Here is a 24,280-nt window from a genome sequence, read left to right on the forward strand (position 1 = left end):
TCATTCGATCTCCAGTTCGAAACCGGGCACGGCGATGTCGCGCCCGTCATATAGGTTGACTACCGGCGCATCGGACCAGGCATAGCGAACGCGCGTGGCGGGCTCGCCATCGAGCGGGATGAGCAGGCTCGATCCATGCACCACGGCCGACGCGTAGCGGCAGCTCCCCGGCGCATCGCCGCACAGTTCCACGCCCAGCGGATAGGGTCCACCATAGGCGGTGAGCCCACCCTCTACGCCGGTAAAAGTCACCGCCACCGCATTGCCGCCGCGTTGCGCGCGATCGGGCATGGGCAGTGCCTCGCCCCGCGCCGCCATGGCGAGGCGCAGGCCCAGCACATTCTTGTTGGCGGGGTGGATGTCGGACGGTTCGCCCAAGTCGATCGCGGTGACGAGCGCGGCATTGCCGTCCGCCAGTACGCCCTGCCGCTGTTCCTCACGCAAATCGGCCCAGCCGCTCTCGACCGGCTGGCTCACGCGCTGGCCGTAGTCGGCGAGCTGGACGACCAGCATGCGTGCCTGCTCGCCAAACTGTTCGCGCCATCCGGCAAACAGCGTGGCGAGCTTGTCGTCATAGCCCTCCGGCCCGACATCGCTTTCGCCCTGGTACCAGGCGACGCCCGCCAGCCGCATCGGGCCGATGGGCGCGATCATGTAATTGTGCATGACGCCAAGTCCCGCAATCGCATCCCACGGTGCGCGCGGCGGCATCTCGCTGATCGCGCCGACCGAATACTCCCAGTCCTCCGCCAGCGGCACCGTGTCGCCATTGCCGGTGGTGACGAAGAGGCGGTCCGGCGTGCCGTAGAAGCCGCCCGTATCCCAATTGTTGCTGGCGGCGATCAGCACTTCGTTCTCGCCTTCGCGCAGGTATGCTGCAGGCACGTGGTAAGTCCGCTCCACGCCCCAGCCGAACGTGTAGCCGACCGGATTGCCGTTGACCCAGGTGAGGTCGATATCGTCGATCGCGCCGATGGAGACTGTGCCGTCGCCCGCTGCCTGTTCGGCGGTAAGGGTAAAGCTCTGGCGGAAGAAGATGTTCGCTTCGGGAGCAGTGTCGAGGCCGGTGCCTTCCCACTCGTTCCAGAAGGAGAATTTGGGGATCACCTGCCAGTCGAGGCTGTCCGTATCGGCCCATGGCTCGCTGCCGCCGGTCCCCTCGCGCCACCAGTCATACCATTGCGGCACGAAGGCCTGCGCTGCGGCGAAAGGATCGCTGTCATAGAGCTGCAGCTGGTCGATCGCCGCCTGGCCATAGGTTTCGCGCACGCCATCCGGCGTGAACCAGGCGCTGACGGCGGAGCCGCCCCAGTTGGAGTGGATCAGGCCCACCGGCACGCCGGTGTCGGCGCGCAATTTCTTGCCCATATAGAAGCAGGCGGCGGAGAAGGGCTCGACCGTGTCGGGTGTCGCATGCGCCCACTCCACGGGTTCGCCGAATGCGCGTTGCGGCGCGGCGGCGGTGTGCTTAGGCACCATGAACAGGCGCATCTCGTCATCGGCGGACATGCGCAGCTCGTTCCAGGTATTGAGCGCGCGGGCGACCGAAAGCTCCATGTTCGACTGGCCCGAACAGAGCCAGACATCGCCGATCAGGAGGTCGGAGAGCGTGGTTTCGCCGTCGCTGTCGGAAAGCGTCAGCGTGAGCGGATCGGACGAAGCCTCACGCGCGGCGAAGGTCAGGCGGAAAACGCCGTCGCGATCGGCCGTGGCACTCGCCCTCTCGCTGCCGAGCGCGCCGGTCACCGTGGCGCCCGGCGCGCTGGTGCCTTCTACGATGATCGGCTGTCCGCGCTGGAAGACCATGTGGTCGCCATAGGCGGCGCCCGGTTCGGGGGCGGCGCTTGCGGCACTCGCCGCCATTAGAACGCCGAGTGCTGCAAGCTTCTTCATCCCAACCTCACCCTTGCCTGTTCGAAGCCGGCCACCGGCGCATCGAAGCCCAGCAGGCTGCCCGCATGCGGGTATTCGGCGAATTGTTCCGGTTCAAGATTCTTGGTCGCGGTGGTGACGTAGCCGGTGCGGAAATCGGGGCCGCCCAGGCACATCTTGGTCACGTCGCGCGCATCGAACTCTATCTCGGCAACCAGTTCGCCATCAGGAGAGAAGCGGGCGACGCGGCTGCCGAGATAGAGACCCGTCCAGACATGATCGTCGGCGTCGACGATGGGGCCGTCCGGATAGGCTTCGGGAAACAGCGCGCCGGTATCGACGAAAGGCCGCGCCTCGGACACGCCCGTGGGCGAGAGGTCGGCCACCATGATCTTTTGCGCTGTCGTGTCGGTGAAATAGATGCGGTCGCCCTGCGCGGAGACGGCAGGACCGTTGGTGATGGTGATGCCGGCGGGACCGGCGGGACGGATCTCGCCCTGGTCGAAGACGTAGAAGCGGCCCGAAGCCTCCTCCTCCGCATCGTCCATCGATCCGAACCACACGCGGCCCCAGGGATCGGTGCAGGCATCGTTGAGGCGGTTATGCGCGGGCTCTCCCGGCACTTGCATGTATTCCTCGAAGGTCTGCGTGGCGGGATCGAACAGATAGAGCCCGTCCTGCAAACCGCACAGCAGCAACCCGTTATCGGCAGGCAGCGCCCAGCCGATCTGGCCTGGAGCTTCCGCCATGGCGTTGCTGCCCGTCGCCGGATCGTAATGCCACAACCTGTGCTGCTTGATATCGACGAACCAGACGACCTTGCGCTCGGCATCCCACAGCACGCCTTCGCCCAGCTTGCTGCCCACATCGAGCAGTTGGCGGGTGGGGATGTTCAGCGCCATCCCGCATCCACCCAATAATTATGCGCGGTGCAGAAGCGGGCATTGTCGCTGGCGAGGAACATTGCCATGGCGGCGATATCGGCCGGCTGGATGCGCCCGTCGAGGCATTGTGCGGCGACGATCTCGGCCTCGCCTTCGGGCGTGTACCACTTCATCTGGCGCGGGGTCTGGACATTGCCGGGGATGATCGTGTTGACGCGGATGCCGTCGCGGCCCAGCTCGCGCGCCAGGCTGCGGGTGAGGCCTTCGATGGCGGCCTTGGCGGTCTGGTAGATCGCCAGATCCTCCAGCCCCAGATGCCAGCTGATCGAGCCGAGATTGACGATCGAGCCGCCGCCCGTCGTCCTCATCGCCGGGATCACCGCCTTGGCGGCGAAGAACTGGTGCTTCAGATTCACCGCCATCCGCTCGTCCCAATATTCGGGCGTGACGTCCTCCATCTTGTGGCGGTCGTCATTGGCGGCATTGTTGATCAGGACGTCGCAGCCGCCCAGCTTGGCAATCATCTTTTCGATCTTGGCGCCGTAGTCCACGCAATCGGTGATGTCGCAATGGACGAAATGCGGCGCGATGGCCGTATCGGCCAGCCGCGACACCAGTGCTTCGCTGGGCGCTTCCTGCACGTCGACGAAGGCCACCGCCGCGCCCTGGCGCACGAAGCCTTCGACAATCCCTTCGCCGATGCCCGAACCGCCGCCGCTGACAATAACTTTCTTCCCGGCCAGGCTGGGGTAGATCGCCCCCTTTGCTTCCGGCCGCAAAATACTCTCCGACATCGACGTCAGTCCCCCGTGTAAACCGTCTTGACCTGGGTGTAGAATTCCACCGCGGCAAATCCCTGTTCGCGCGGGCCGTAGCTCGATCCGCGCGTGCCGCCGAAGGGCACGTGGTAATCCACGCCCGCCGTCGGCAGGTTCACCATCACCATGCCCGCCTTCACATGCTTGCGGAAATGCCGCGCCTTGCTGAGCGAGTTGGTGACGATGCCCGAGGAGAGGCCGAAATTGCCGCGATTGGCGAGTGCCAGCGCCTCCTCGTAATCCTTCACCCGCACGGTAGAGACCACTGGGCCGAAAACCTCTTCATTGTTGATGCGCATGTCGGGCGCGGTGTCGGCGATCACGGTGGGCTGCATGAAATAGCCATCGGTTGCGCAAGCCACCTTGTCGCCGCCGCCGGCCAGTCGCCCGCCTTCGTCGCAGGCGATGCCGACATAGCGGAAGTTCTGCTCGAACTGGTCGGCGCTCGCTGCCGGGCCGACCTGGCTCGACGGATCGAGCGCCGCGCCTACCTTCAGGCTCTTCGCCTTTTCGCACAGCGCGGCCACGAAAGCGTCGTGGATGCCGTCTTCCACGATCACGCGGCTGGAGGCGGTGCAGCGCTGGCCGGTCTGGAAGAAGCCGCCATCCGCCGCGATCGCCACCGCCTTGTCGAGATCGGCATCGTTCAGCACCACGAGCGGGTTCTTGCCGCCCATTTCCATCTGCACCCTCGCGCCGCGCTTCATCGCGTTGAGGCCGACCTGGCCGCCGACCTGCTGGCTGCCGGTGAAGCTGATCGCATCGACATCGGCATGATCGACCAGCGCGCGGCCCACATCGCCGCGGCCAAGCACCAGGTTGAACACGCCGGCGGGAATGCCCGCCTCATGGATCGCCTCGGCCAGCGCATAGGCCACAGTCGGCGTGACGTTGGCGCATTTCAGCACCACCGAATTGCCGAAAGCCATGGCAGGCGCGGCCTTCCATGCGGGGATGGCGATGGGGAAGTTCCACGGCGTGATGAGGCCGACAACGCCCAGCGCCTCGCGATAGGTGGCAACGTCGAGGCCGGGGCGCGTGGATTCGAGTGTCAGCCCGTGGCGGCGCAAAGCCTCGCCGCTGAAATAGCGGAAGATGCGCGCGGCGCGCAGCGTCTCACCCATGCCTTCGCCGCGCAGCTTGCCTTCCTCGCGCGCGAGCAGTTCGCCCAGTTCCTCCGCGCGGGTGAAGAGGATGGTGGCGACCTTTTCGAGCAGGTCGGAGCGGACCTCGGGCGAGGCATCGGCCCAGCCGGACTGCGCCGCGCGGGCAGCGGCCACGGCGGCATCGACATCGGCGGCGGTGCCATCGGGAAAGCGGGCGACGATGTCGCTGGTATCGGACGGGTTCACGCTTTCCAGCGCGTCGCTCGCGCCGGTAAACTCGCCGCCGATGTAATGCGATAGGGTTCTATTGGTCATGGGGGTCCTTCAGATCCTGTCGATGAGGCCGCGCTGGGCCAGGTTGCGCACGAATTCGCCAATGCCCACGGTCCAGGGCGGCGCATCGCGCGATGTGGAGACTGTGTTGGAAAGTGTGCCGATCCTCTGCGAAGCGATGGTGACGACATCGCCCACCTTGTGGGTGAAGCCCGCGCCCGGCTCGTCGCGATCCTGCGTCGGCGCGAACAACGTGCCGCAGAACAGCACGAAGCCATCGGGATAGTGATGTTCGGACAGGCACTGGCTGACCAGGTCGGCCGGATCGCGGCTGATCTGGCCCATGTCGTTCGTGCCTTCGAGGCGGTAGCCCTCCGGACCGTCAATGGTCAGGTCGACATTGGCCTTGCGCACATCGTCCATGGTGAAGCCGTCGTCGAACAGGCGGATCAGCGGGCCGATGGCGCAGCTGGCGGTGTTGTCCTTCGCCTTGGAAAGCAGCAGCGCGCTGCGCCCTTCGAAATCGCGCAGGTTCACGTCATTGCCGAGTGTCGCGCCGACCACTTCGCCATGCGCATCGCACACCAGCACCACTTCGGGTTCGGGATTGTTCCAACTCGAATCCGAACGTACGCCGATGGTCGCGCCCGCGCCGACGCTGGAGAGCACCGGGGACTTGGAGAAGATCTCCGCATCCGGGCCGATCGCGACTTCGAGATATTGCGACCACATGCCTTCTTCGATCAGCAGCGCCTTCAATTGCGCGGCTTCGGCGCTGCCGGGTACCACGTCGCGAATGCCGCCGACCTTGTCTTCCAGCGCCTGGCGGATCGCGGCGGCCTTGGCGGCATCGCCGCGTGCGCGCTCCTCGATCACCCGCTCGATGGCGGAAAGGGCGAAGGTGACGCCCGCCGCCTTGATGCATTGCAGGTCGATCGGGGAGAGCAGGCTCCAGCCTGCGGGCAGGCTATCCTCGACCGCGCCGATATCCTCGCCGCCAGAAAACACCTTGCGCGCGACCGCGCCAGAAGAGGTGGCGACTAGCTGTGTCAGGTCGAAGATGCGGCCCTCACGCAGGGCGATAATGCGCGGCCCTTCCGGCGATTGCGCACGTCCGATGAAATGGCCCGCGGCATAGTCCGCAGGCAATAGATTTACGAGTTCGGCAACCATGGCCGTGACAATACCCTCTCCCATTGATAGCGCTACCATAAAGAGGCTATCGGAGTCGGGCAAGGGCAAAGACCCTTAGTTTTTGGGGAGGAATGCGATGGTGGGGAAGCAGTTGGCCGGATTGGCCCTTTCGGCGGTGCTGCTGGCAGGATGCGCGGGCGATGCGCAGCCTGTGGCGAAGTTCGACTACATGGAATACCGCGCTACCGGAGAGGAGCGGGCGACACCCGACGGTCAGTTCCGCAATCCGGTGCTCCCCGGCTTCCATCCCGATCCCTCGCTGGTGCGCGTGGGGGAGGATTTCTACCTCGTCACCTCGACCTTCGCCTGGTTTCCCGGCCTGCCGATCTTCCACAGCCGCGACCTGGTGAACTGGCAGCTGGTCGGCCATGCGATCGACCGCGAGGGGCAGGTCGATTTTACCGGCCTCGGCATCAATCGCGGTCTGTTCGCCCCCGCTATCACGCATGACGGGGAGAAGTTCTGGATCCTCAACACCTGCATCGAATGCGGCGACAACTTCGCGATCACGGCCGAGGATCCGGCGGGGCCGTGGAGCGATCCCGCATGGCTCCCCTTCGGCGGTATCGACCCTTCGCTGTTCTTCGACGCTGAAGAGTCGGGCGGGGATGGCAGCGCGTGGATCGTCTACAATGACGCGCCTCCCGGAGAGCCGCTCTATGACGGTCACCGCGCGCTGTGGCTCCAGCGTTTCGATCCCGAAGCCAAGGCGCTGGTGGGGGAGCCGATCCTGTTGGTGAATGGGGGCGTGAACCTCGCCGAGCAGCCGGTCTGGGCGGAAGGCCCGCATATCTACAAACTCGATGGCTGGTATTATCTGCTTGCGGCGGAAGGCGGCACGGCGGACCAGCATTCGCAGACGATCTATCGCTCGCGCGACGTCACCGGCCCCTACGAGCCCGGCCCGATCAACCCGATCCTCACCCAGCGCGACATGCCCGCCGACCGGCCCGACCGGGTGGAGGCAACTGGCCATGCCGATATCGTCCAGCTCGATGACGGGACATGGTGGGGCACCTTCCTCGCCACGCGGCCCTTCGAAGGGCAATCGACGCTGATGGGGCGCGAGACCTTCCTGCTGCCGGTCCGCTGGGAAAATGGCTGGCCGCTCTTCCTCAATGCGGGAGAGGCAGTGCCGCCGCTGGTGGACAGGCCGAACCTGCCCGCCTCCCCCGGCACGGACTGGCGCCAATTCCGCGACGACTTCGATGGCGAAGAGATGCTGCCCGATTGGATCGGCCTGCGCACGCCGGGGCCTTGGTCGGTGCTCGAACTGAACGGCGCGGGCGAGCTTGAGGTAATGCCAGGCGCGGATACTGCGGGCAGCCTCGGCCAGCCCGCCTTCACCGGCATTCGCCTGCGCCACCACGACGCGGAAGTGACCACGCAGCTCGACTTCGCGCCCGAAGGCGAGGGCGATTTCGCCGGCCTGCTCGCCTTCATGGATGAGGCGCATTTCCTCGCCTTCGGGATCGAGGGAACGGGCGCGGGCCGCGATATCGTGGCACGCTTGCGGAGCGATGCGGAGCAGGACGATCGCGGCGAAGTCGTCGCGCGCACCACGCTGGAAGGCGAGGGCGCAGTGGAGCTGCGGCTGGCGATCCGCTCGGGCGTGGCGGAGCTCGCCTATCGCGCCGCCGGTTCGCAGGGCTGGCTGGAGCTGGCGCTCGGCATGAATGTCGAGCCGCTGGCTTCGGTTCATGCGGGCCTGTTCACCGGCGTGGTGATCGGACCCTATGCGGTGCGGGGTGAGGGCCCGAACTGACTCACGAACAGGGCAGGATCACCTCCGCATCCATGCCGAGGCGCACTTCGGCGAGCGAGATGTCGCCGCCGCCTTCTGTCGCCAGGATGAAGGGGGCCGATACGGCGGACATGTCGATGCCCTTGTCGGCCAGGCAGGACAGCTCGATGCCATAGCGGGTGAAGGCGCCGTTTGCGGGCAGCAGTGCGGTGCTCACCTGCATGTCTCCGCCCGCGCCGCGCATGGCGATGCCGGTCCATTCGGGCGCCTCGTCCACGCGCACGGTGAACAGCAGCATGATATCGGCATTGGTCTCACGCGTCAGGTCCAGTGGCTCGAAGCTGGAGACCGAGATCGCCGCTTCGCCCGAGGCGATGTCGAAACGCCGTGCGCCTTCCTGCACCACGTGATTGACCGCAGTGATCTGCGCGCGGCCATCCAGCGCCTCTGCCGGCGTGGTGGTGATGCGCGTCTGGCTGCCCGGCTGGCTGGGATCGACGATGTGGAGCGACCATGCGGCGGCGGGCACGCCATCGGCGAACCACACGCGGCTGTCCGCGGCATTGCCGGTCTCGACCAGCGGCAGGTCGGTCCAGGCGACGGGGGCGCTCGCATAGCTGAGCCCGTCTCCGAAGTTCCACAGCGCGCCGTCCGCCATGTCGGGCGTCATCGGCCAGTCGGCAGGCAGCCGGCCGGTGAAATCGTGGCGTGCAGCGCCCGCGCCATCACCCACCAGCACGTCCGCCACGCCCGCGCCTTCGCTGCCGGGAAGCCAGGCGACGACGAAAGCATCCGAATTGTTCAGCGCCTCGTTCACATAGAGCGGACGCCCGGTGATCATCACCGCGACCACGGGAATGCCCTGCTCGCGCAGTGACTGCATCGTGGCATAGGGGCCGGTGAGCGCGCTATCGAGCGCGAGCGTGGCGCGGTCGCCCTGGAACTCGGCATAGGGTTGCTCTCCGAAGACCACCACGGCGGCGTCGGGGCGCTGGTAGAAGCTGCCGTCCTCGGACAGCTCGGCACTGCCGCCGCCAGCCTCCACCGCATCGCGCAAGCCGTCCCAGATCGAGCTGCCATTGGGGAAGTGATCATTGGTGAGGCCGGTGCCCTGCCATGTCAGGGTCCATCCGCCGGACTGGCGGGCGATATCGTCCGCTCCGTCTCCGGCCACCAGCAGGCGGCCACCCGGCGCGATCGGCAGCACGCCATCATTGCGCAGCAGGACGAGCGATTTGCGCACCGCCTCACGGGCCAGCGCGCGGTGCTCGGGCGCTCCCAGCACATCGTATTCGCCCGAAAGCAGGCGTTCGGACGGGCGCGGCGCATCGAGCAGACCGAGGCGCGCCTTGACGACAAGGATATTGGTCACTGCCTCGTCGATCCGGCTCATCGGAATCTCGCCACGCTGCGCGCGGAAGAGCAGGTCTTCATAGATCGGGCGCCACGTATCGGGCGCCATATACATGTCGATCCCGGCCATCAGCGCCTGCGGGCAGCTTTCATTGGTGCAGCCGGCGACCTGGCCATGCGCGTTCCAGTCGGAGACGGTGAAGCCGCCGAAATCCATTCGCTCTTTCAGCACTTCGGTCAGCAGGCTGTGATTGCCGGTCATCTTCACGCCCTGCCAGCTGGAGAAGCTCGCCATGACCGTGGCGACGCCTTCCGCGATCGCCGGGCCATAGGGCGCGCCATGGATGTCGCGCAGTTCCTCTTCGCTGACCGAGCTGTCGCCCTGGTCGGTCCCGCCATCGGTGCCGCCATCGGCGAGGTAGTGCTTGGTGGAAGCGATGACATAGGGACCGGAGAGCAGGTCGTGATTGTCCGGCCCGCCCTGCAGCCCGCGCACCATCGCGCCGACATAGGACGAGACGAGCGCGGGATCGGAGGAATAGCCTTCATAGGCGCGGCCCCAGCGGAAATCCTGCGGCACGGCCACTGTCGGGGCGAAGGTCCATTCCTGCCCGGTCACGCGGATTTCGCGCGCGGTGGCTGCGCCGATCCGTTCGATCACGTCCACATCGCGCATCGCGCCAAGGCCGATATTGTGCGGAAAGATCGTCGCGCCGATAATGTTGGAATGGCCGTGCACTGCGTCGGTGCCCCAGACCACGGGGACGCCCACGCCGCCATCCTCGGTATAGGTGGAGGCTTCCCAGAACTCGTCCGCCAGCTTCAGCCAGTCCGATGCGGGTGCGAGGTCGTTGCCATAAGGGCCGGAATTGCCGCCATTGAGCACCGAGCCAAGGTTGTATTCGCGCACTTCGCCCGGCGTGACGCAGCAGATATCGGCCTGCACCAGCTGGCCGATCTTCTCCTCCAGCGTCATGCGGGCAAGGATTGCCGCGACGCGCGCTTCGACGGCGGGCGCGGTTGCGACCGGATAGTCATAGGCGGGCCAGATTTCGGGATGGGCGGTGCCGGGTGCGTCGGCGGCGACAGGAGCTGTCGCAGCAGTGGTTGCGGAGGTTTCCGCATTTGCGATGTCGCCCATCGGGGCGGTGGCGCAGGCGGTAAGCAGAACAGTGGCCAGCCCGGTCGAGGCAGCCTTCCCTAGACGCGACATTTTCCCTCCCAATTCCTCGCAACCCGTGCGTGAATCTTGACTATGTGAGCGCTACCATTGTAGCTCTGCAGCCGAAAGTCAAAGGCATTTTGAAAGCCTGGCGGGGAGGGGACATGATCGACGCGACACTGCACAAGCCCGTGGGACATTGGCTGCTGGCACTGATGGCCGTGCTGCTGGCGGCGGCCTTGCTGGTCCGCCCGGCGGAAGGGCAGGAGCGCTCTTCCGTCGAGGTGGAAGCGCTGCTGGCGCGCATGACTCTGGATGAAAAGATCGGCCAGCTGGTGCAGCGCATGGGCGGGCGGTCCAAGGCGCTCAATTCGCGGCTGGGGCCGGAGGAGCTGGAGCGCGTGCGGCGCGGCGAAGTCGGCTCCTACCTCCATGTCGCGGGCGCCGCTGAATTGCGCGAATTGCAGCGTGTTGCAGTGGAGGAAAGCCGGTTGGGCATCCCGCTGCTCTTCTCAATGGACGTGGTCCATGGCTATCGCACGATCTTCCCGGTGCCGCTGGCGATGGCGGCGAGCTGGGACGAGGATGCGGCGATGAGCCATGCCCGCATCGCCGCGCGCGAGGCGAGCGCATCGGGCCTGCACTGGACCTTCGCGCCGATGGTGGACATCGCCCGCGATGCACGCTGGGGCCGCATCGTCGAAGGCGCGGGCGAGGACGCCTATCTCGGCAGCCGCATGGCCGCAGCGCAAGTGCGCGGCTTCCAGGGCGACGACCTTGCCGCAGGTGATACGATCATGGCGGGCACCAAGCATTTCGGCGCCTATGGCGCGGCAGAGGGCGGGCGCGATTATGCCGGGGCGGAGCTGTCCGAGAGGGCGATGCGCGAGGTCTATCTCGCCCCGTTCCGTGCTGCGGCGGAGGCGGAAACGGCGAGCTATATGACCGCCTTCAACGCGGTGGGCGGCGTGCCGACCACGGGCAATGAAGCGCTGCTGCGCGGCATCTTGCGCGAGGAATGGGGCTGGGACGGGCTGCTCTTGTCCGACTGGCGCGCGGTCGAGGAACTGATGGCGCATGGCGTGGCGGAAACCCGCTCCGACGCCGCCGCGCTGGCGCTGCGGGCGAGCGTGGATATGGACATGGTCGCGGACGTCTATGCCGACGATCTGCGCGCTGCGATTGCCGACGATCCCTCGCTGGAGGCGCTACTCGACGAGGCGGTACTGCGGATCCTGCGAGTGAAGCAGCGGCTCGGCCTGTTCGATGATCCTTACGTCTATCACGACACTGCGCGCGAAGCTGCGGTGCTGCTCTCGCCACAGCATCGCGCCGAAGCGCGGCGGATCGCCGAACGCTCGATCGTGCTGCTGAAGAACGAGGGCGGCGTGCTCCCGCTGGCGCGCGGTGCGGGCAATGTGGCGCTGATCGGCGCGCTCGCCGACGATGCACTGTCTCAGCTCGGCAGCTGGCGCGCGCAGGGTCGCGAGGAGGATGTGGTGACCTTGCGCAGCGCGCTCGAAGCGGCGCTGCCGGACGTCACCTATGTTGCGGGCGCGGATAGCCGGAGCGACGATGCGAGCGGCATTCCCGCCGCCGTCGCCGCCGCCGAAGCCGCCGATCTCGTGGTGCTGGCCATCGGCGAGGATTACGACTGGTCGGGCGAGGCGCGCAGCCGCTCCAGCCTCGAATTGCCCGGCCGCCAGCGCGAATTGCTCGAAGCCGTCGCCGCGACCGGCAAGCCGCTGGTGGTGGTGCTGATGGGCGGTCGCCCGATGGCGATTCCCGAAGTGGACGAAGCGGCGGACGCGGTGCTCGGGACCTGGCTGCTCGGCATCGAGGCGGGCCCCGCGATCACCCGCACATTGCTGGGTGAGGCCAATCCCGGCGGCAAGCTGCCCGCCACCTTCCCGCGCGCGACGGGGCAGGTGCCTTTCACCTACGATACGCTACCGAGCGGCCGGCCCGCCGATCCCGATCTGAGCAAGGACACGGCGCGTTACATGGACCTGCCGATCACCCCGCTCTACGCTTTCGGCCATGGGTTGAGCTATACGAGCTTCGACTATGGCGAGATCGCGTTAGACACGTCTTCTGTCGCCGCAGAGGGTGGTTCGGTCACGCTCACCATTCCGGTCACCAACAGCGGCAGCGTGGTAGGGGACGAGGTGGTGCAACTCTATATGCGCGATCCTGTCGCCAGCGTCTCGCGCCCGGTGATGCAGCTGCGCGGCTTCCGCCGGGTCAGCCTTGCACCGGGCGAGACGCGCGAGGTTTCCTTCACGCCGACCGCCGACCAGTTCGCCCTCTGGGGGCTCCAAGGCGGCTGGGTGATCGAGCCGGGCAGGATCGAACTGCTGATCGGCAGTGCGTCCGACGATATCCGCGCCAGCACGCAAGTGGAGGTGACCGGCACTGCCACAGGCACCATCACGCCCGCCGCGATCCCGACGCGTGTGACGGTGCGCTAGGCGGTCACCAGCTCCACATCGTCCCGTCTTCCAGCCGCGCCACAGGCAATTGGGCGGGGCTGTAGGGGTATTTGGCCGCCAGCTCCTCATCGATCGTCACGCCGTGGCCAGGCGTCTCCCCGCAATGGAGGAAGCCGTCGGCGAAGTGGTAGTCATGCGGGAAGACAGCGTCGGTCTCGTCGGAATGGCGCATATATTCCTGGATGCCGAAATTGGGCACCCAGGTATCGAAATGCAGCGCCGCGCCCATGGTGACGGGGGAGAGGTCGGTCGCCCCGTGGCTGCCGGTGCGGATCTGGTAGAGGCTCGCGAGGTCGGCGATCCGCCGCAGATGCGTGATCCCCCCTGCGCGCAGCACGGTGGTGCGGATATAGTCGATCAACTGGTTCTCGATCAGCTCCTTCGCATCCCAGATCGTGTTGAAGATCTCTCCCACCGCGATCGGCGTAGTGGTGCGTTCACGGATAAGGCGGAAGGCCTGCTGGTTTTCCGCCGGCGTCGGGTCCTCCATCCAGAACAGGCGATAGTCTTCCAGCGACTTGCCGAGCTGCGCCGCCTCGTTCGGAGTCAGCCGGTGATGCACGTCATGGAGCAGTTCCGGCTCCTCGCCATATTCCTTGCGCAAGGCCTCGAACAGCTTGGGTGCAAAGCGGAGATATTTGGGCGTGTCCCACACGGTTTCCGTGGGGAGCGCCGCATCGGCAGGCTCGTAATGTAGAGTGCCGCGCGCCACGCCATAGGCCTTCTCGATCCCCGGAATGCCGCTTTGCGCGCGGATCGCCTTGTAGCCCATGTCGATATAGCGGCCGACGGCTTCCACCGTCTCTTCCAGCGTGCCTCCATTGGCATGGCCGTAGACGAGCACGCGCTCGCGGCTCTTGCCACCCAGCAGCTGGTAGAGCGGCATGCCGGCCATCTTGGCCTTGATGTCCCACAAGGCGGTATCGACGGCGGAGACGGCGGACAATTGCACAGGCCCGCGCCGCCAGTAGCTGCCGCGATAGAGGAACTGCCACATATCCTCGATCCGGCTCGGATCGCGGCCAATGAGGTTGGGGATGACGTGGTCGGTAAGATAGCTGGCGACGGCCAGCTCGCGCCCGTTCAGCGTGGCATCGCCGATACCGGTAACGCCCTGGTCGGTCTCGACCAGCAGCGTCACGAAATTGCGGCCCGGACAGCAGACAAGGACCCTTGCAGCGGTGATCTTCATGCGCGACAACCCCTCCCGTTAGCGCTACCATTGCCATAACACGCGTTTGGGGAAAAGCGAGAGGAGACGGGCTTGGCGAAGCCATTGTCGCTGGATGAGGACCGGTTGTTCCCGGCCGAGCCGCGCGTGCGCGATATCGCGCGCGCGCTCTATCATGAGGTGCGCGACCTGCCGATCGTCAGCCCGCACGGCCATACCGATCCATCCTGGTTTGCGCTAAACGAGCCCTTCGGAAATGCCGCCGAATTGCTGCTGCAGCCCGACCATTACCTGTTCCGCATGCTCCATTCGCAAGGCATTCCGCTGGAGGCGCTGGGCGTAAAAGAAGGTGCGGCCGATCCGCGCGAGGCGTGGCGGCTGCTGGCGGCGAATTACCACCTCTTTCGCGGCACCCCGTCGCGCATCTGGTGCGACTGGGTGTTCTCCAAAGTCTTCGGGCTGGACGTGCGGCTGGAGGCGGAGACTGCCGACCTCTATTACGACACGATCACCTCTGCCTTGGCGACCGACGCCTTCCGCCCGCGCGCGCTGTTCGAGCGGTTCAATATCGAGGTGATCGCCACCACCGAGGCGCCGCTCGACACGCTGGAGTATCATGCGACGATCCGCGAATCGGATTGGCAAGGACGCGTCATCACTGCCTATCGCCCCGACCCGGTGGTCGATCCCGAATTCGAAGGCTTTGCCGAGAACCTCGCCGCGCTCTCCCAGCTGACCGGCGAGGATTGCCTCGACTGGCAGGGATACCTTGCCGCACACCGCCAGCGTCGCGCCTTCTTCAAGCAGATGGGAGCCACCTCGACCGATCATGGCCACCCGACCGCGCAGACGGCGGACCTGGCCCCGGATGAGGCCGAGCGGCTGTTCAACCGCATCAAGCGCGGCGGCGCGCTGCCCGAGGACGCCGAGCTGTTCCGCGCGCAGATGCTCACCGAAATGGCGCGCATGAGCCTCGACGATGGCCTCGTCATGCAGCTGCATCCGGGCAGCTTCCGCAATCACAATGCCGCGCTTTTCGCCCGCTATGGGCGCGATGTCGGCGCCGATATTCCGCTCGCCACCGACTACGTCCATGGCTTGAAGCCGTTGCTCGACCGCTTCGGAAACGAGGCGGGGTTCTCCCTCATCCTCTTCACGCTGGACGAGACTGCCTATGCGCGCGAGCTGGCCCCGCTGGCCGGGCATTATCCGTGCCTCAAGCTCGGCCCGGCATGGTGGTTCCATGACAGCCCCGAGGGCATGCGCCGCTTCCGCCGCATGACCACGGAGACGGCGGGCTTCTACAACACGGTCGGCTTCAATGACGATACGCGCGCCTTCCTTTCCATCCCCGCGCGGCATGACCTCGCCCGGCGGATCGACTGCGGCTTCCTCGCCGAGCTGGTGGCCGAACACCGGCTGGAGGAGGACGAGGCGCATGAGCTGGCCGCAGACCTCGCCTACAATCTCGCCAAGGCGGCCTACCGGCTGTGAGGCTGTCGCGATCCCAATTGCCCGGCCTGCCGCTGGACGTGATCAGGCCGACCTATGATCGCGACATGCAGGAGGTGGGAATCGTCCATTTCGGCCTCGGCGCTTTCGCACGCGCGCATCTGGCCGCTTACAATGATGCCGCCATGGCAACGGGCGAGACCGGGTGGATGATCGCGGGCGTCTCGCTGCGGTCCGACAGGGTGGCGCGCCAGCTCAACCCGCAGGCCGGGCTCTATACGCTGACCGAGCGTAGCGGCGAGGGGCAGGCGACGCGCGTCATCGGCTCCCTGCGCGAGGTGCTGGTGAAAGGCCGCGATTGCGCGAAGATCGTTGCCCGCCTCGCCTCGCCCGAATGCCATGTGGTCAGCTTCACCGTGACCGAAAAAGGTTATTGCCGAGACGCTGTGGGCGGGCTGGACCACGCAATAGCGGTGGAGAGCTTCTACCCGCTCCTTACGCAGGGGCTGGGCTGGCGCATGGCGGCGGGCATGCCGGGCTTGACGCTGATGAGTTGCGACAACTTGCCCGAGAACGGAAGAGTGCTCGCCCGCCTGCTGGGTTCGTGGCTGGAGCGCGACAATCCCGCGCTGGCGGCATGGGTGCGCGAGAACTGCACATTCCCCTCCACCATGGTCGACCGCATCGTGCCCGCCACCAGCGATACGGACCGCGCGACCCTGGCCGCGAGGCTGGGGGTGGTGGACGAGGGCGCGGTGGTGACCGAGCGGTTCAGCCAATGGGTGATCGAGGACAGCTTCGCCGGTCAGCGCCCGAATTGGGAGGCGCATGGGGCCGAGATCGTCACCGATGTCGCGCCTTACGAGGCGGCCAAGCTGCGCATGCTCAATGGTGCGCATTCGCTGCTCGCCTATGCCGGCCTCGCCGCCGGGCATATCTTCGTGCACGAGGCGATGCGGGATGAGCGGATTCGTCCGCTGGTGGAGGTGTTGATGCGGCAGGAGGCCGCGCCTACGGTCACCGGCCTCGATGGGGGATTCCTGTCCGATTACGCCACCCAGCTGATCGCGCGTTTCGACAATCCGGCGCTTGACCACCGGCTGGCGCAGATCGCGATGGATGGCAGCCAGAAGGTCCCGCAGCGCTGGCTGGCGACGCTCGCCGACGCGCGCGGCCATTGCATTGCGATCCTGACGGGCATTGCGGCCTGGCTGCTGCATATCGCCCGCGGCCGCCATTTGGACGACCCGCTTGCTGAGGAGCTGCGCGATGCGATCTCCGCAGGCGATGTCTCGGCGCAACTGGAGCGCCTCTTCGGTCCGCGCGGCCTGCTCAAGTCGGGCTGGGTGCCGGGGCCGGAGGAGGTCGCATTCATCGCCGAACAACGGCGGATCGTGAGAACTTGGGGAGGGGAATAATCATGAGGTTCATTCGGCACATCTGTGCGGGGCTGGCCCTGCTGGCGCTCGCCGCCTGCACGCCGGCCGAAGGGGCCGGGAGCGAGGCGCAGGCCGTATCGGCTCCGGAGGGCACACCCGTCGCCCGCCACGGCGCGCTGTCCATTACCGATGGCAAGGTGGTGGACGCGCATGGCGAGCCCGTGACCCTGCGCGGCATGAGCCTGTTCTGGTCGCAATGGGGCCCGCAATATTACACGCGCGAAACGGTGGACTGGCTGGTCTCGGACTGGAAGGTCACCGCCATCCGCGCCTCCATCGCGGCGGAGGGCGATGACAGCGCGCTCCAGCATTTCGACCGCGAGATCGCCAAGGCAGCGACGGTGATAGAGGCCGCGGAAGCTAACGGTATCTATGTGCTGGTCGACTGGCACGCCCATCGCGACCATGCGGATGAGGCGGAGGCCTTCCTCACCGAAATCGCCCGCCGATATGGCCATTTGCCGAACCTGATCTACGAGCCGTTCAACGAGCCCTTGCGCGAGGGCGTGGACTGGAGCCGGGACGTGAAGCCCTATCACGAGCGGATGATCGCCGCGATCCGCGCGCATGATCCGGACAACCTTATCATCGTCGGCTCACCCAGCTGGAGCCAGGATGTCGACATCGCTGCGACCGATCCGCTGGAAGGCGAGAATATCGGCTACACGCTCCATTACTACGCCGCCACGCACAAGCAGGACTTGCGCGACAAGGGCGATGCGGCGCTGGAAGCAGGCCTGGCGCTGATGATCACCGAATTCGGCATTGTCGAGGCAACCGGCGACGGGCCGATCGACATGGAAAGCTCCAACGCCTGGTGGGACTGGGCCGAGGCGAACGGCATCAGCTGGCTCAACTGGTCGATCACCGACCGCGACGAGAGCAGCGCGGCGCTGAAGCCCGGAACGCCTCCAGCCGGGTGGAGCGATGAAGACCTGACCGAATCGGGCCGCATATTGCGCGCCCGCCTGCGCGCTGCCGCGGAAGCCGAGGGGTATTGAAGGCGGCTGCTCCTCCATCGTCATTGCGAGGAGCGTAGCGACGAAGCAATCCAGGGCGGTCCTGCGTGACGCTCTGGATTGCCGCGCTCCCTTCGGTCGCTCGCAATGACGAGGAATTGGAGACTTATTTCCAAACCGCTTGCCGCCATGCCTGCGCTTCCATATGGTAGCGCTATCAGGGAGAGGGGAACGCGAGATGTCCCAAGGGAATGAGGCCGGCATGGCGCCGGGTGCGAATGCGTCCGGAAGCGTGACGGCAGGGCTGGCCAAGCCGCGCGGGAAATACCGCTGGGGGATCTGCGCGATCCTCTTCTTCGTCATTACGATCAATTATATCGACCGGCAGGTCATCGGTGTCCTGAAGCCGATCATCCAGGAGGACCTGGGCTGGAGCGAGGTCGATTACGGCAATATCGTCACTGCCTTCCAGGCCAGCTACGGCATCGGCCTGCTGGTGGTAGGCCGATGGCTCGACCGGGTGGGGACACGCAAGGGCATGGCCATCGCCATCGCCCTGTGGAGCATCGCCGCCTGCTTCCACGCCTTTGCGCGCAGCGTGCTCGCCTTCATCCTGGCCCGCGTGGCGCTGGGCGTGGCCGAAAGCGCGGCCTATCCCGGCGCGGTCAAATCGGTGGCCGAATGGTTCCCCAAGCGCGAGCGGGCGCTGGGCGTCGGCATCCTCAATGCGGGGGCCAATATCGCGGTCATCCTGACGCCCATCCTGGGCATCGGCATTGCCGGTTTGTATGGCTGGGAAGCGGCCTTCCTTGTCACCGGCGCGCTAGGCTTCATCGTGCTGTGGGCCTGGCTGCGCTTCTTCCGCCAGCCCGACGATCACGAAAAGGTGACGGCGGAAGAACGCGAATGGATCACGCAGGATGGCGAGGACGTCGCGGGCAAGCCCCTCGGCTGGGGCGCGGCGATCCGCCAGCGGCAGGCCTGGTTCTTCATTTGCGGCAAGTTCTTCACCGATCCGGTGTGGTATCTCTTCCTCTTCTGGCTGCCCGATTTCCTCGCCCGCACGCAGGGGATGGAGCTGTTCCCGACCGGCGATAGCGGCGTGCTCGCCACCATCGGTCCGGCGCTGATCGGCGTGTACCTGCTGGCCGATGTCGGCTCGATCGCGGGCGGCTGGCTGTCCTCGCACCTGATCGGCCGCGGATGGTCGGTGAACCGGGCGCGCAAGACCACGCTCTTCATCGCCGCGCTTTTCGCCCTGCCTATGGTGACGGTGACCTATGCCCCCAGCCCGCTGGTGGCGGTGCTGCTGATCGGCATGGGCACGGCGGCGCACCAGGCCTTCAGCTCCAACATCTTCACGATGATTTCGGACCTCTATCCGCGCCGCGCGGTGGCGACGATCGCCGGCATGGGCGGCGCAGCAGGCGCGGTGGGCGGCATATTGATCGCGCAGGCGACTGGCTGGACGCTGGAGCTGACCGGCTCCTATACTCCCATCGTGATCTATGCCGGGCTGGGCTATGTGATCGCCTTCGTGGTCATCCATTTCCTGGTGCCGCGCATGGTCCCGGCCAAGCTGCCGCAGGAGTAATCGCATGGCCCGTATCGCCTGTTTCGGGGAAGTTCTGCTGAGACTCGCCCCGCAGCAAGGCGTGTCCCTGCGCCGCGCGAGCGGGCTGGACGTGCATGTCGGCGGGGCGGAGGCGAATGTCGCCGTGGGCCTTGCGCAGCTGGGCCATCAGGCGCGGGTGATTTCGGTCCTGCCGGATAACGACCTTGGCGCGCTGGCCCGGCGCAGGCTGGCGAGCGAGGGGCTCGACCTCGCCTTCCTCGGCACGGGACCGGGGCGCATGGGCCTCTATTTCCACGATCCTGTCGCAGGGCCGCGCGGCGGCGGCGTCACCTATGACCGGGTGGGGAGCGCTTTCGCGCTGGCTTCCTCTGCATCTTACGATGCCACTGCGGCGCTGGAGGGGGTGGAGCATCTCCACGTCTCGGGCATCTCGCCTGCCGTCAGTGAGGCGGGGGCGGAGGCGACCTTGGCGCTGGTGAAGGCGGCCAAGGCGAAGGGCTGCACGATCTCCTTCGACGGCAATTTCCGCTCGCAATTATGGGCTGGCGGCACGCGCGATCCGCGCAAGGTTCTCGCCCCGGTGGTTGCAGAGGCGGACCTGATGTTCGGCAACTACCGCGATGCCGGGCTGCTGCTGGGAAGCGACATGGCGGGGTCCAGTTCGCGCGATGCGGCAGAGGCGATGTTCGCCGCTTTCCCTAAGCTGCAAGCCATGGTCTCGACCCAGCGCGAAGTCTCGCCCGAAGGCCTCCATTTCGTCGCCGCGCGTTTCGATGCGCGCGATAGCTGGGAGGAGGCGGACGAGATCCCGCTCCCTTCCAATATCGAGCGGATCGGTACCGGCGATGCCTTCGCCACCGGCGTGCTCCATCGCTGGCTAGCGGACCGCGAGGATGCCGAGAATGCACTAAGAGCTGGCCAGCGCCTGATGGCGATCAAGCAGGCGACGCCGGGCGATTTGCCCGATCACTCGCCCGCCGATCTTGAAGGCACGATTGGCGATATCAGGCGCTAGACCGGGATATCGACCTCGACCACCGCGCCGCCCTGGTCGGCGCTGGCATAGAGCGCTTCAATCAACCGCATGTCGCGCAGGCCCATCGCACCGGGCGTGCGGTGCGGCGTGTTGGTCCGCGCGGCTTGTGAGAAGCCGTCGAGCTGGGCGGAGAACTGGCTGATCGGGTTGCCCGCACGGAATGTGCGCGGTGCTCCGCCAGCTTCCAGTTCTATGCTGTTGTCATAATAGGTCGTCGCCGGCCGCATCTCGATACTGCCGGTCGATCCGAAATAGCGCTGGCGAGAGACATAGGGGCTGTAGCAATAGGAGGACGAACCCTGAATGCTGATGCCGCTCGCCATGCGCAGCCTGTATTCGATGGCGCCCTCTACCTCGGTGAAGCGATCATCGCCTGCGGGTGTGGAGTAGGTACCCGAGACTGAAACGACCCGGTCGCCCGGCAGCATCATCAGCGAGGTGTTCATGCCGTAAATGCCAATATCGAACATCGACCCGCCGCCTGCCAGCAGCTTCTCCAGCCGCCATTTATGCGGCGGCCAGTTCGGATCGGCGGAAAAGCCGTGATCGGCGGAGATAAAGCGCATCGTGCCCAGCTCTCCGGCTGCGATGCGGCGCTGTGCGTCGAGATTGTTGGGCTCGAAATGCACGCGATAGGCCACGCCCAGCTGGCGGTTCGCCGCCTCGGCCGCGGCGACCATCGCCTCTGCCTCTTCCACCGTGTTGCACATGGGCTTTTCGCACAGCACATGCTTGCCCGCTTCCAGCGCGCGGATCGTGTATTCGGCATGGAGGCCCACGGGCAGGACGATATAGACGCAGTCGATCTCGTCATCCTGCGCGATGTCGTCGAAATTCTCGTAATCGTAGAAGCGCGAGACGCCGTATCGCGCGCCCAGGTCGCGCGCCTTTTCCGGATTGCCGGAGACGAAGGCGGTCATGCGCGAATGGCGCGCATCGGCGAAACCGGGGATCACCTGCCCGACGGCGAATGTACCAAGGCCCACGATCGCCCAGCGCATTCGCTGGCCGGGCACTTCGGGCAGGGCCGGATCGCCCAAAAGCGGTTGTCCCTCGGCTTGTTGCGCCAGCGCCTCTGCTGCCGATGCCGCACCTGCGGCGGCCATCCCTGCCGCCAGAACCTCACGCCGCGACATGGCAGCCCTTTCTTCCTCGCTCATCCCCACCTCCCATAAATGGTAGCGCTCACTTTTTCATATGAGGCGCTCGCTGGCAATGGGGCCTTTTCACTTCGGTCCAGCGCCCTATGATGCGCGGCTCGCGTCGGGGAAGGCGCAAGGGGAGAGGATGATGATGAAACGGGGAATGCCCGCGCTGGCTCTGCTGGCTGTGCTGGGTGCATGCGCGCAAGGATCGGACGAAGCGGTTGCGGAGGCGCCTCCGCCCGAGATCGTGATGGAGGGCGAACGGCTCTTCCCCGAAAGCATCACCTCGGACGCGGTCGGCAATATCTATATCGGCAGCAATCCCGGCATGATTTTCCGCACGAGCGCGGGCAGCGATAGCGCGCCGGTGTGGATCGCTCCCGATGAAGAGAACGGCCTGATGTCCGTCTTCGGCGTGCTGGCCGACGATGCGCGCGGGCTCTTGTGGGTTTGCACCAATCCCAACACGCTGGTGCAGCCGCCGCAGGAAGGTGCGCCTTCGATCAAGACCTTCAGCCTCGCGGATGGGAGCCTGCAGGCGACCTATCCCTTCCCGACAGACGGCCCCGCCATGTGCAACGACATGGCGATTGCCGCGAATGGCGATGTCTATGCCAGCGAAATGCTCGGTGGCCGCATCCTGCGCCTGCCAAATGGCGGAGATGCGTGGGAAGTCTTCGCCGTGGATGAGGAATTCGGCACGATCGACGGCATCGCCATTGGCGAGGACGGCACGCTCTACGCCAATGCCATCCAGCGCAACACGCTGCTGCGCGTGAATGTGGATGAGGCGGGCGGTTTCACCGATGTCACGGTGCTCACCCCCTCGCGCGAGATGGGCGGACCGGACGGGCTGCGCCCGATCGGCGGCAACCGCTTCCTGCAGAGCGAGGGCAATTCGGGCATGATCACGCTGGTCACCATCGAGGGTGATAATGCGCAGATCGAGGTGCTGGCCGAAGGTATCGACTATGCCAGCTCGGTGACCGCAGTGGATGGCCGCGCCTTCTATCCCGAAGGCAAGCTGTCCTTCCTCTTCGATCCGAACAAGCAGATGCAGGACCCGGGCGAGTTCCGCGTGTTCAACGTCGAAATCCCGGGCGCCGAGTGATGCGCCGCCTTGCCCTTGCTGCTGCGCTGGTGGCGCTGCCGCTGCCAGTCCAGGCGCAAATGTCCGATGCGGAGATCCGCGCCGAGGCTGCTGAGCTGACCGCCCGCGTCGAACGCCTCGAAGGCGTGCGTGCGATCAAGAACCTGCAGCGCGCCTTCGCCTATTACGTCGATCGCGGGTTGTGGCAGCAGGCCGCCGACCTCTTCACCGACGATGGCAGCTTCACCATGGGTGTGGACGGCACCTATGTCGGGCGCGAGCGGATCGCGGAGTACCTTCGCCGCCTCCATGGTGGGCAGGAGGGGCTGATCTACGGCCAGCTCAACGAATGGGTCACGCTGCAGCCGGCGATCACCATGGCGGACGATGCGACCAGCGCCACCGCACGCTGGCGCGATCTCGGCATGCTGGGCCAGTACAAGCAACATGCCGAGTGGCGCGATGGCGTCTACGAGAATGCCTATGTGCGCGAGGGCGGCGTGTGGAAGATCGCCAACCTCCACCTCTATGTGAATTTCGTCGCCCCCTATGCCGATGGCTGGGCGCGGCTGGGTGAAGGCGAGGGGTTGGCGCGCAGTCAGGCTTCCATCGACTTCCCCCCAGATATCGCGCCCGAGGATATCGAGGCCTTCCCGGAGGTGCAGATCCCGCCCTTCCAGGCCCCGCATCCTGTTACCGGGAGGGAGGTCGAATGATGATCCGTCTCGCAATCACCGCTGCCTTGGCGCTCGGCCTGTCCACACCCGCCATCGCGCAATCCGCAGAGGAACGCCTCGCCTCCTTCCGCGACCGCGTCGAACGGCTCGAAGACCAGCACGATATCGAAGTGCTGCAGGCCACCTATGGCTATTATTTCGACAAGGGCATGTGGCCCGAAGTGGCTGACCTCTTCGCCCGCAATGGCCGCTTCGAATATGGCGCGCGCGGCGTCTATATCGGCCGCGACCGGATCGAGCGGGCGCTGCTGCTGTTCGGCCCCGAACGGCTCGCACCCGGCCATCTCAACAACCACATGCAGCTGCAGGCGGTGATCCGCGTGGCCGAGGATGGCCAGACCGCCACCGCCCGCTGGCAGGGCATGATCATGCTGTCCGAACCGGGCGCCAACGGCATCTGGGGCGTGGGACTGTATGAGAATGAATATGTGAAGGAAGGCGGCACCTGGAAGATCGCCGACCTGCATTTCTACGTCACCGGCATGACCGATTACGATGCCGGCTGGATGCGCAGCGCGATCCCGATGGAAGGCATGAGCGCGATCTTTCCGCCCGACGAACCGCCGAGCGAACGCTATCGCGCTTTCCCGTCCAACTACATCCCGCCCTTCAGCTTCCCGCATCCGGTGACGGGCGAGCCGATCGAGGTGGTGCAGCCGCGCGATGATCTTTCGGGGAGGGAATGATGGGGATTTTCACTTCGGAACAGACCCCCGTTCGTGCTGAGCCTGTCGAAGCACGCGCGCCATATTTTGTGCGCCCTTCGACAGGCCCGGG

Annotated in this window: 18 protein-coding genes; 10 read left to right on the plus strand and 8 right to left on the minus strand. The window is 66.0% G+C overall.

Annotated features, from left to right (window positions below):
• Genes E5222_RS00340 through E5222_RS00360 form a run of 5 tightly spaced genes read right to left on the minus strand, consistent with a single transcriptional unit; the run spans position 1 to position 6,150 of the window.
• Positions 1–1,893, minus strand: a complete 1,893-nt coding sequence (locus E5222_RS00340) for a sialate O-acetylesterase (protein WP_246021485.1) — start codon at positions 1,891–1,893, stop codon at positions 1–3.
• Positions 1,890–2,774: an SMP-30/gluconolactonase/LRE family protein gene (locus tag E5222_RS00345; RefSeq protein WP_136691495.1), complete on the minus strand. Its 885-nt coding sequence runs from the start codon at positions 2,772–2,774 to the stop codon at positions 1,890–1,892. Before E5222_RS00345 ends, E5222_RS00340 begins: the two co-directional genes overlap by 4 nt.
• Positions 2,765–3,550, minus strand: coding sequence for a D-xylose 1-dehydrogenase (xylB, locus tag E5222_RS00350; protein ID WP_136691496.1), 786 nt, complete (start codon positions 3,548–3,550; stop codon positions 2,765–2,767). Before xylB ends, E5222_RS00345 begins: the two co-directional genes overlap by 10 nt.
• Before the next feature lie 5 nt (positions 3,551–3,555).
• Positions 3,556–4,995: an aldehyde dehydrogenase family protein gene (locus tag E5222_RS00355; protein ID WP_136691497.1), complete on the minus strand. Its 1,440-nt coding sequence runs from the start codon at positions 4,993–4,995 to the stop codon at positions 3,556–3,558.
• Between the two features lie 9 nt (positions 4,996–5,004).
• Positions 5,005–6,150 carry a fumarylacetoacetate hydrolase family protein gene (locus E5222_RS00360; protein WP_246021486.1) on the minus strand — a complete coding sequence of 382 codons (1,146 nt, stop codon included), beginning with the start codon at positions 6,148–6,150 and terminating at the stop codon, positions 5,005–5,007.
• 73 nt (positions 6,151–6,223) lie between these two features.
• On the opposite strand from E5222_RS00360, the gene E5222_RS00365 reads away from it, so the two are divergent.
• Positions 6,224–7,912, plus strand: coding sequence for a glycoside hydrolase family 43 protein (locus tag E5222_RS00365; RefSeq protein WP_136691498.1), 1,689 nt, complete (start codon positions 6,224–6,226; stop codon positions 7,910–7,912).
• A gap of 1 nt (position 7,913) precedes the next feature.
• Here the strand turns inward: E5222_RS00365 and E5222_RS00370 are convergent, their stop codons facing one another.
• Entirely contained in the window at positions 7,914–10,457 is a 2,544-nt protein-coding gene (locus E5222_RS00370; RefSeq protein ID WP_136691499.1) for a glycoside hydrolase family 3 protein, read from the minus strand.
• A gap of 113 nt (positions 10,458–10,570) precedes the next feature.
• On the opposite strand from E5222_RS00370, the gene bglX reads away from it, so the two are divergent.
• Complete coding sequence (gene bglX, locus E5222_RS00375) at positions 10,571–12,877, plus strand: beta-glucosidase BglX (RefSeq protein ID WP_211196062.1); 2,307 nt, start codon at positions 10,571–10,573, stop codon at positions 12,875–12,877.
• Positions 12,878–12,881: 4 nt separating this feature from the next.
• On the opposite strand, the gene manD is transcribed toward bglX, so the two are convergent.
• Complete coding sequence (manD, locus tag E5222_RS00380) at positions 12,882–14,090, minus strand: D-mannonate dehydratase ManD (protein WP_136691500.1); 1,209 nt, start codon at positions 14,088–14,090, stop codon at positions 12,882–12,884.
• 72 nt (positions 14,091–14,162) lie between these two features.
• Here manD and uxaC point away from each other — a divergent pair, with 72 nt between their 5' ends.
• The 5 genes from uxaC to E5222_RS00405 all read left to right on the plus strand — a co-directional run bounded on the left by uxaC (position 14,163) and on the right by E5222_RS00405 (position 20,510).
• Entirely contained in the window at positions 14,163–15,563 is a 1,401-nt protein-coding gene (gene uxaC / locus E5222_RS00385; protein WP_136691501.1) for a glucuronate isomerase, read from the plus strand.
• Complete coding sequence (locus tag E5222_RS00390) at positions 15,560–16,939, plus strand: mannitol dehydrogenase family protein (RefSeq protein WP_246021487.1); 1,380 nt, start codon at positions 15,560–15,562, stop codon at positions 16,937–16,939. The genes uxaC and E5222_RS00390 overlap by 4 nt, the downstream gene beginning before the upstream one ends.
• A 2-nt stretch (positions 16,940–16,941) precedes the next feature.
• Complete coding sequence (locus E5222_RS00395; protein WP_136691502.1) at positions 16,942–17,961, plus strand: glycoside hydrolase family 5 protein; 1,020 nt, start codon at positions 16,942–16,944, stop codon at positions 17,959–17,961.
• Between the two features lie 196 nt (positions 17,962–18,157).
• Positions 18,158–19,513, plus strand: coding sequence for an MFS transporter (locus E5222_RS00400; RefSeq protein WP_211196063.1), 1,356 nt, complete (start codon positions 18,158–18,160; stop codon positions 19,511–19,513).
• A gap of 4 nt (positions 19,514–19,517) precedes the next feature.
• The gene (locus E5222_RS00405) at positions 19,518–20,510 is read left to right on the plus strand and encodes a sugar kinase (protein ID WP_136691503.1); all 993 of its coding nucleotides are present in this window, start codon (positions 19,518–19,520) and stop codon (positions 20,508–20,510) included.
• On the opposite strand, the gene E5222_RS00410 is transcribed toward E5222_RS00405, so the two are convergent.
• A complete protein-coding gene (locus E5222_RS00410) occupies positions 20,507–21,691 on the minus strand; it encodes a Gfo/Idh/MocA family protein (protein WP_211196064.1) in 1,185 nt (394 codons plus the stop codon). The genes E5222_RS00405 and E5222_RS00410 overlap by 4 nt on opposite strands.
• A 130-nt stretch (positions 21,692–21,821) precedes the next feature.
• Between E5222_RS00410 and E5222_RS00415 the strand changes: the two genes are divergently transcribed.
• The 3 genes from E5222_RS00415 to E5222_RS00425 are packed head-to-tail and all read left to right on the plus strand — an operon-like array spanning position 21,822 to position 24,189.
• The gene (locus E5222_RS00415) at positions 21,822–22,787 is read left to right on the plus strand and encodes an SMP-30/gluconolactonase/LRE family protein (protein ID WP_169053429.1); all 966 of its coding nucleotides are present in this window, start codon (positions 21,822–21,824) and stop codon (positions 22,785–22,787) included.
• Positions 22,787–23,482, plus strand: coding sequence for a nuclear transport factor 2 family protein (locus tag E5222_RS00420; protein WP_136691505.1), 696 nt, complete (start codon positions 22,787–22,789; stop codon positions 23,480–23,482). The genes E5222_RS00415 and E5222_RS00420 overlap by 1 nt, the downstream gene beginning before the upstream one ends.
• Positions 23,482–24,189, plus strand: coding sequence for a nuclear transport factor 2 family protein (locus E5222_RS00425; protein ID WP_169053430.1), 708 nt, complete (start codon positions 23,482–23,484; stop codon positions 24,187–24,189). Before E5222_RS00420 ends, E5222_RS00425 begins: the two co-directional genes overlap by 1 nt.
• Positions 24,190–24,280: the final 91 nt, after the last annotated feature.

The organism is Alteraurantiacibacter aquimixticola (assembly GCF_004965515.1).
GTDB classification, from domain to species: Bacteria; Pseudomonadota; Alphaproteobacteria; order Sphingomonadales; family Sphingomonadaceae; genus Alteraurantiacibacter; species Alteraurantiacibacter aquimixticola.

What these genes read in the sequence shown, in the direction of transcription:
- E5222_RS00340 (WP_246021485.1), bottom strand. Translation starts at nt 1,893, where the DNA reads ATGAAGAAGCTTGCAGCACTCGGCGTTCTAATGGCGGCGAGTGCCGCA.
- E5222_RS00345 (WP_136691495.1), bottom strand. Translation starts at nt 2,774, where the DNA reads ATGGCGCTGAACATCCCCACCCGCCAACTGCTCGATGTGGGCAGCAAG.
- xylB (WP_136691496.1), bottom strand. Translation starts at nt 3,550, where the DNA reads ATGTCGGAGAGTATTTTGCGGCCGGAAGCAAAGGGGGCGATCTACCCC.
- E5222_RS00355 (WP_136691497.1), bottom strand. Translation starts at nt 4,995, where the DNA reads ATGACCAATAGAACCCTATCGCATTACATCGGCGGCGAGTTTACCGGC.
- E5222_RS00360 (WP_246021486.1), bottom strand. Translation starts at nt 6,150, where the DNA reads ATGGGAGAGGGTATTGTCACGGCCATGGTTGCCGAACTCGTAAATCTA.
- E5222_RS00365 (WP_136691498.1), top strand. Translation starts at nt 6,224, where the DNA reads ATGGTGGGGAAGCAGTTGGCCGGATTGGCCCTTTCGGCGGTGCTGCTG.
- E5222_RS00370 (WP_136691499.1), bottom strand. Translation starts at nt 10,457, where the DNA reads ATGTCGCGTCTAGGGAAGGCTGCCTCGACCGGGCTGGCCACTGTTCTG.
- bglX (WP_211196062.1), top strand. Translation starts at nt 10,571, where the DNA reads ATGATCGACGCGACACTGCACAAGCCCGTGGGACATTGGCTGCTGGCA.
- manD (WP_136691500.1), bottom strand. Translation starts at nt 14,090, where the DNA reads ATGAAGATCACCGCTGCAAGGGTCCTTGTCTGCTGTCCGGGCCGCAAT.
- E5222_RS00395 (WP_136691502.1), top strand. Translation starts at nt 16,942, where the DNA reads ATGAGGTTCATTCGGCACATCTGTGCGGGGCTGGCCCTGCTGGCGCTC.
- E5222_RS00400 (WP_211196063.1), top strand. Translation starts at nt 18,158, where the DNA reads ATGTCCCAAGGGAATGAGGCCGGCATGGCGCCGGGTGCGAATGCGTCC.
- E5222_RS00405 (WP_136691503.1), top strand. Translation starts at nt 19,518, where the DNA reads ATGGCCCGTATCGCCTGTTTCGGGGAAGTTCTGCTGAGACTCGCCCCG.
- E5222_RS00410 (WP_211196064.1), bottom strand. Translation starts at nt 21,691, where the DNA reads ATGAGCGAGGAAGAAAGGGCTGCCATGTCGCGGCGTGAGGTTCTGGCG.
- E5222_RS00415 (WP_169053429.1), top strand. Translation starts at nt 21,822, where the DNA reads ATGATGAAACGGGGAATGCCCGCGCTGGCTCTGCTGGCTGTGCTGGGT.
- E5222_RS00420 (WP_136691505.1), top strand. Translation starts at nt 22,787, where the DNA reads ATGCGCCGCCTTGCCCTTGCTGCTGCGCTGGTGGCGCTGCCGCTGCCA.
- E5222_RS00425 (WP_169053430.1), top strand. Translation starts at nt 23,482, where the DNA reads ATGATCCGTCTCGCAATCACCGCTGCCTTGGCGCTCGGCCTGTCCACA.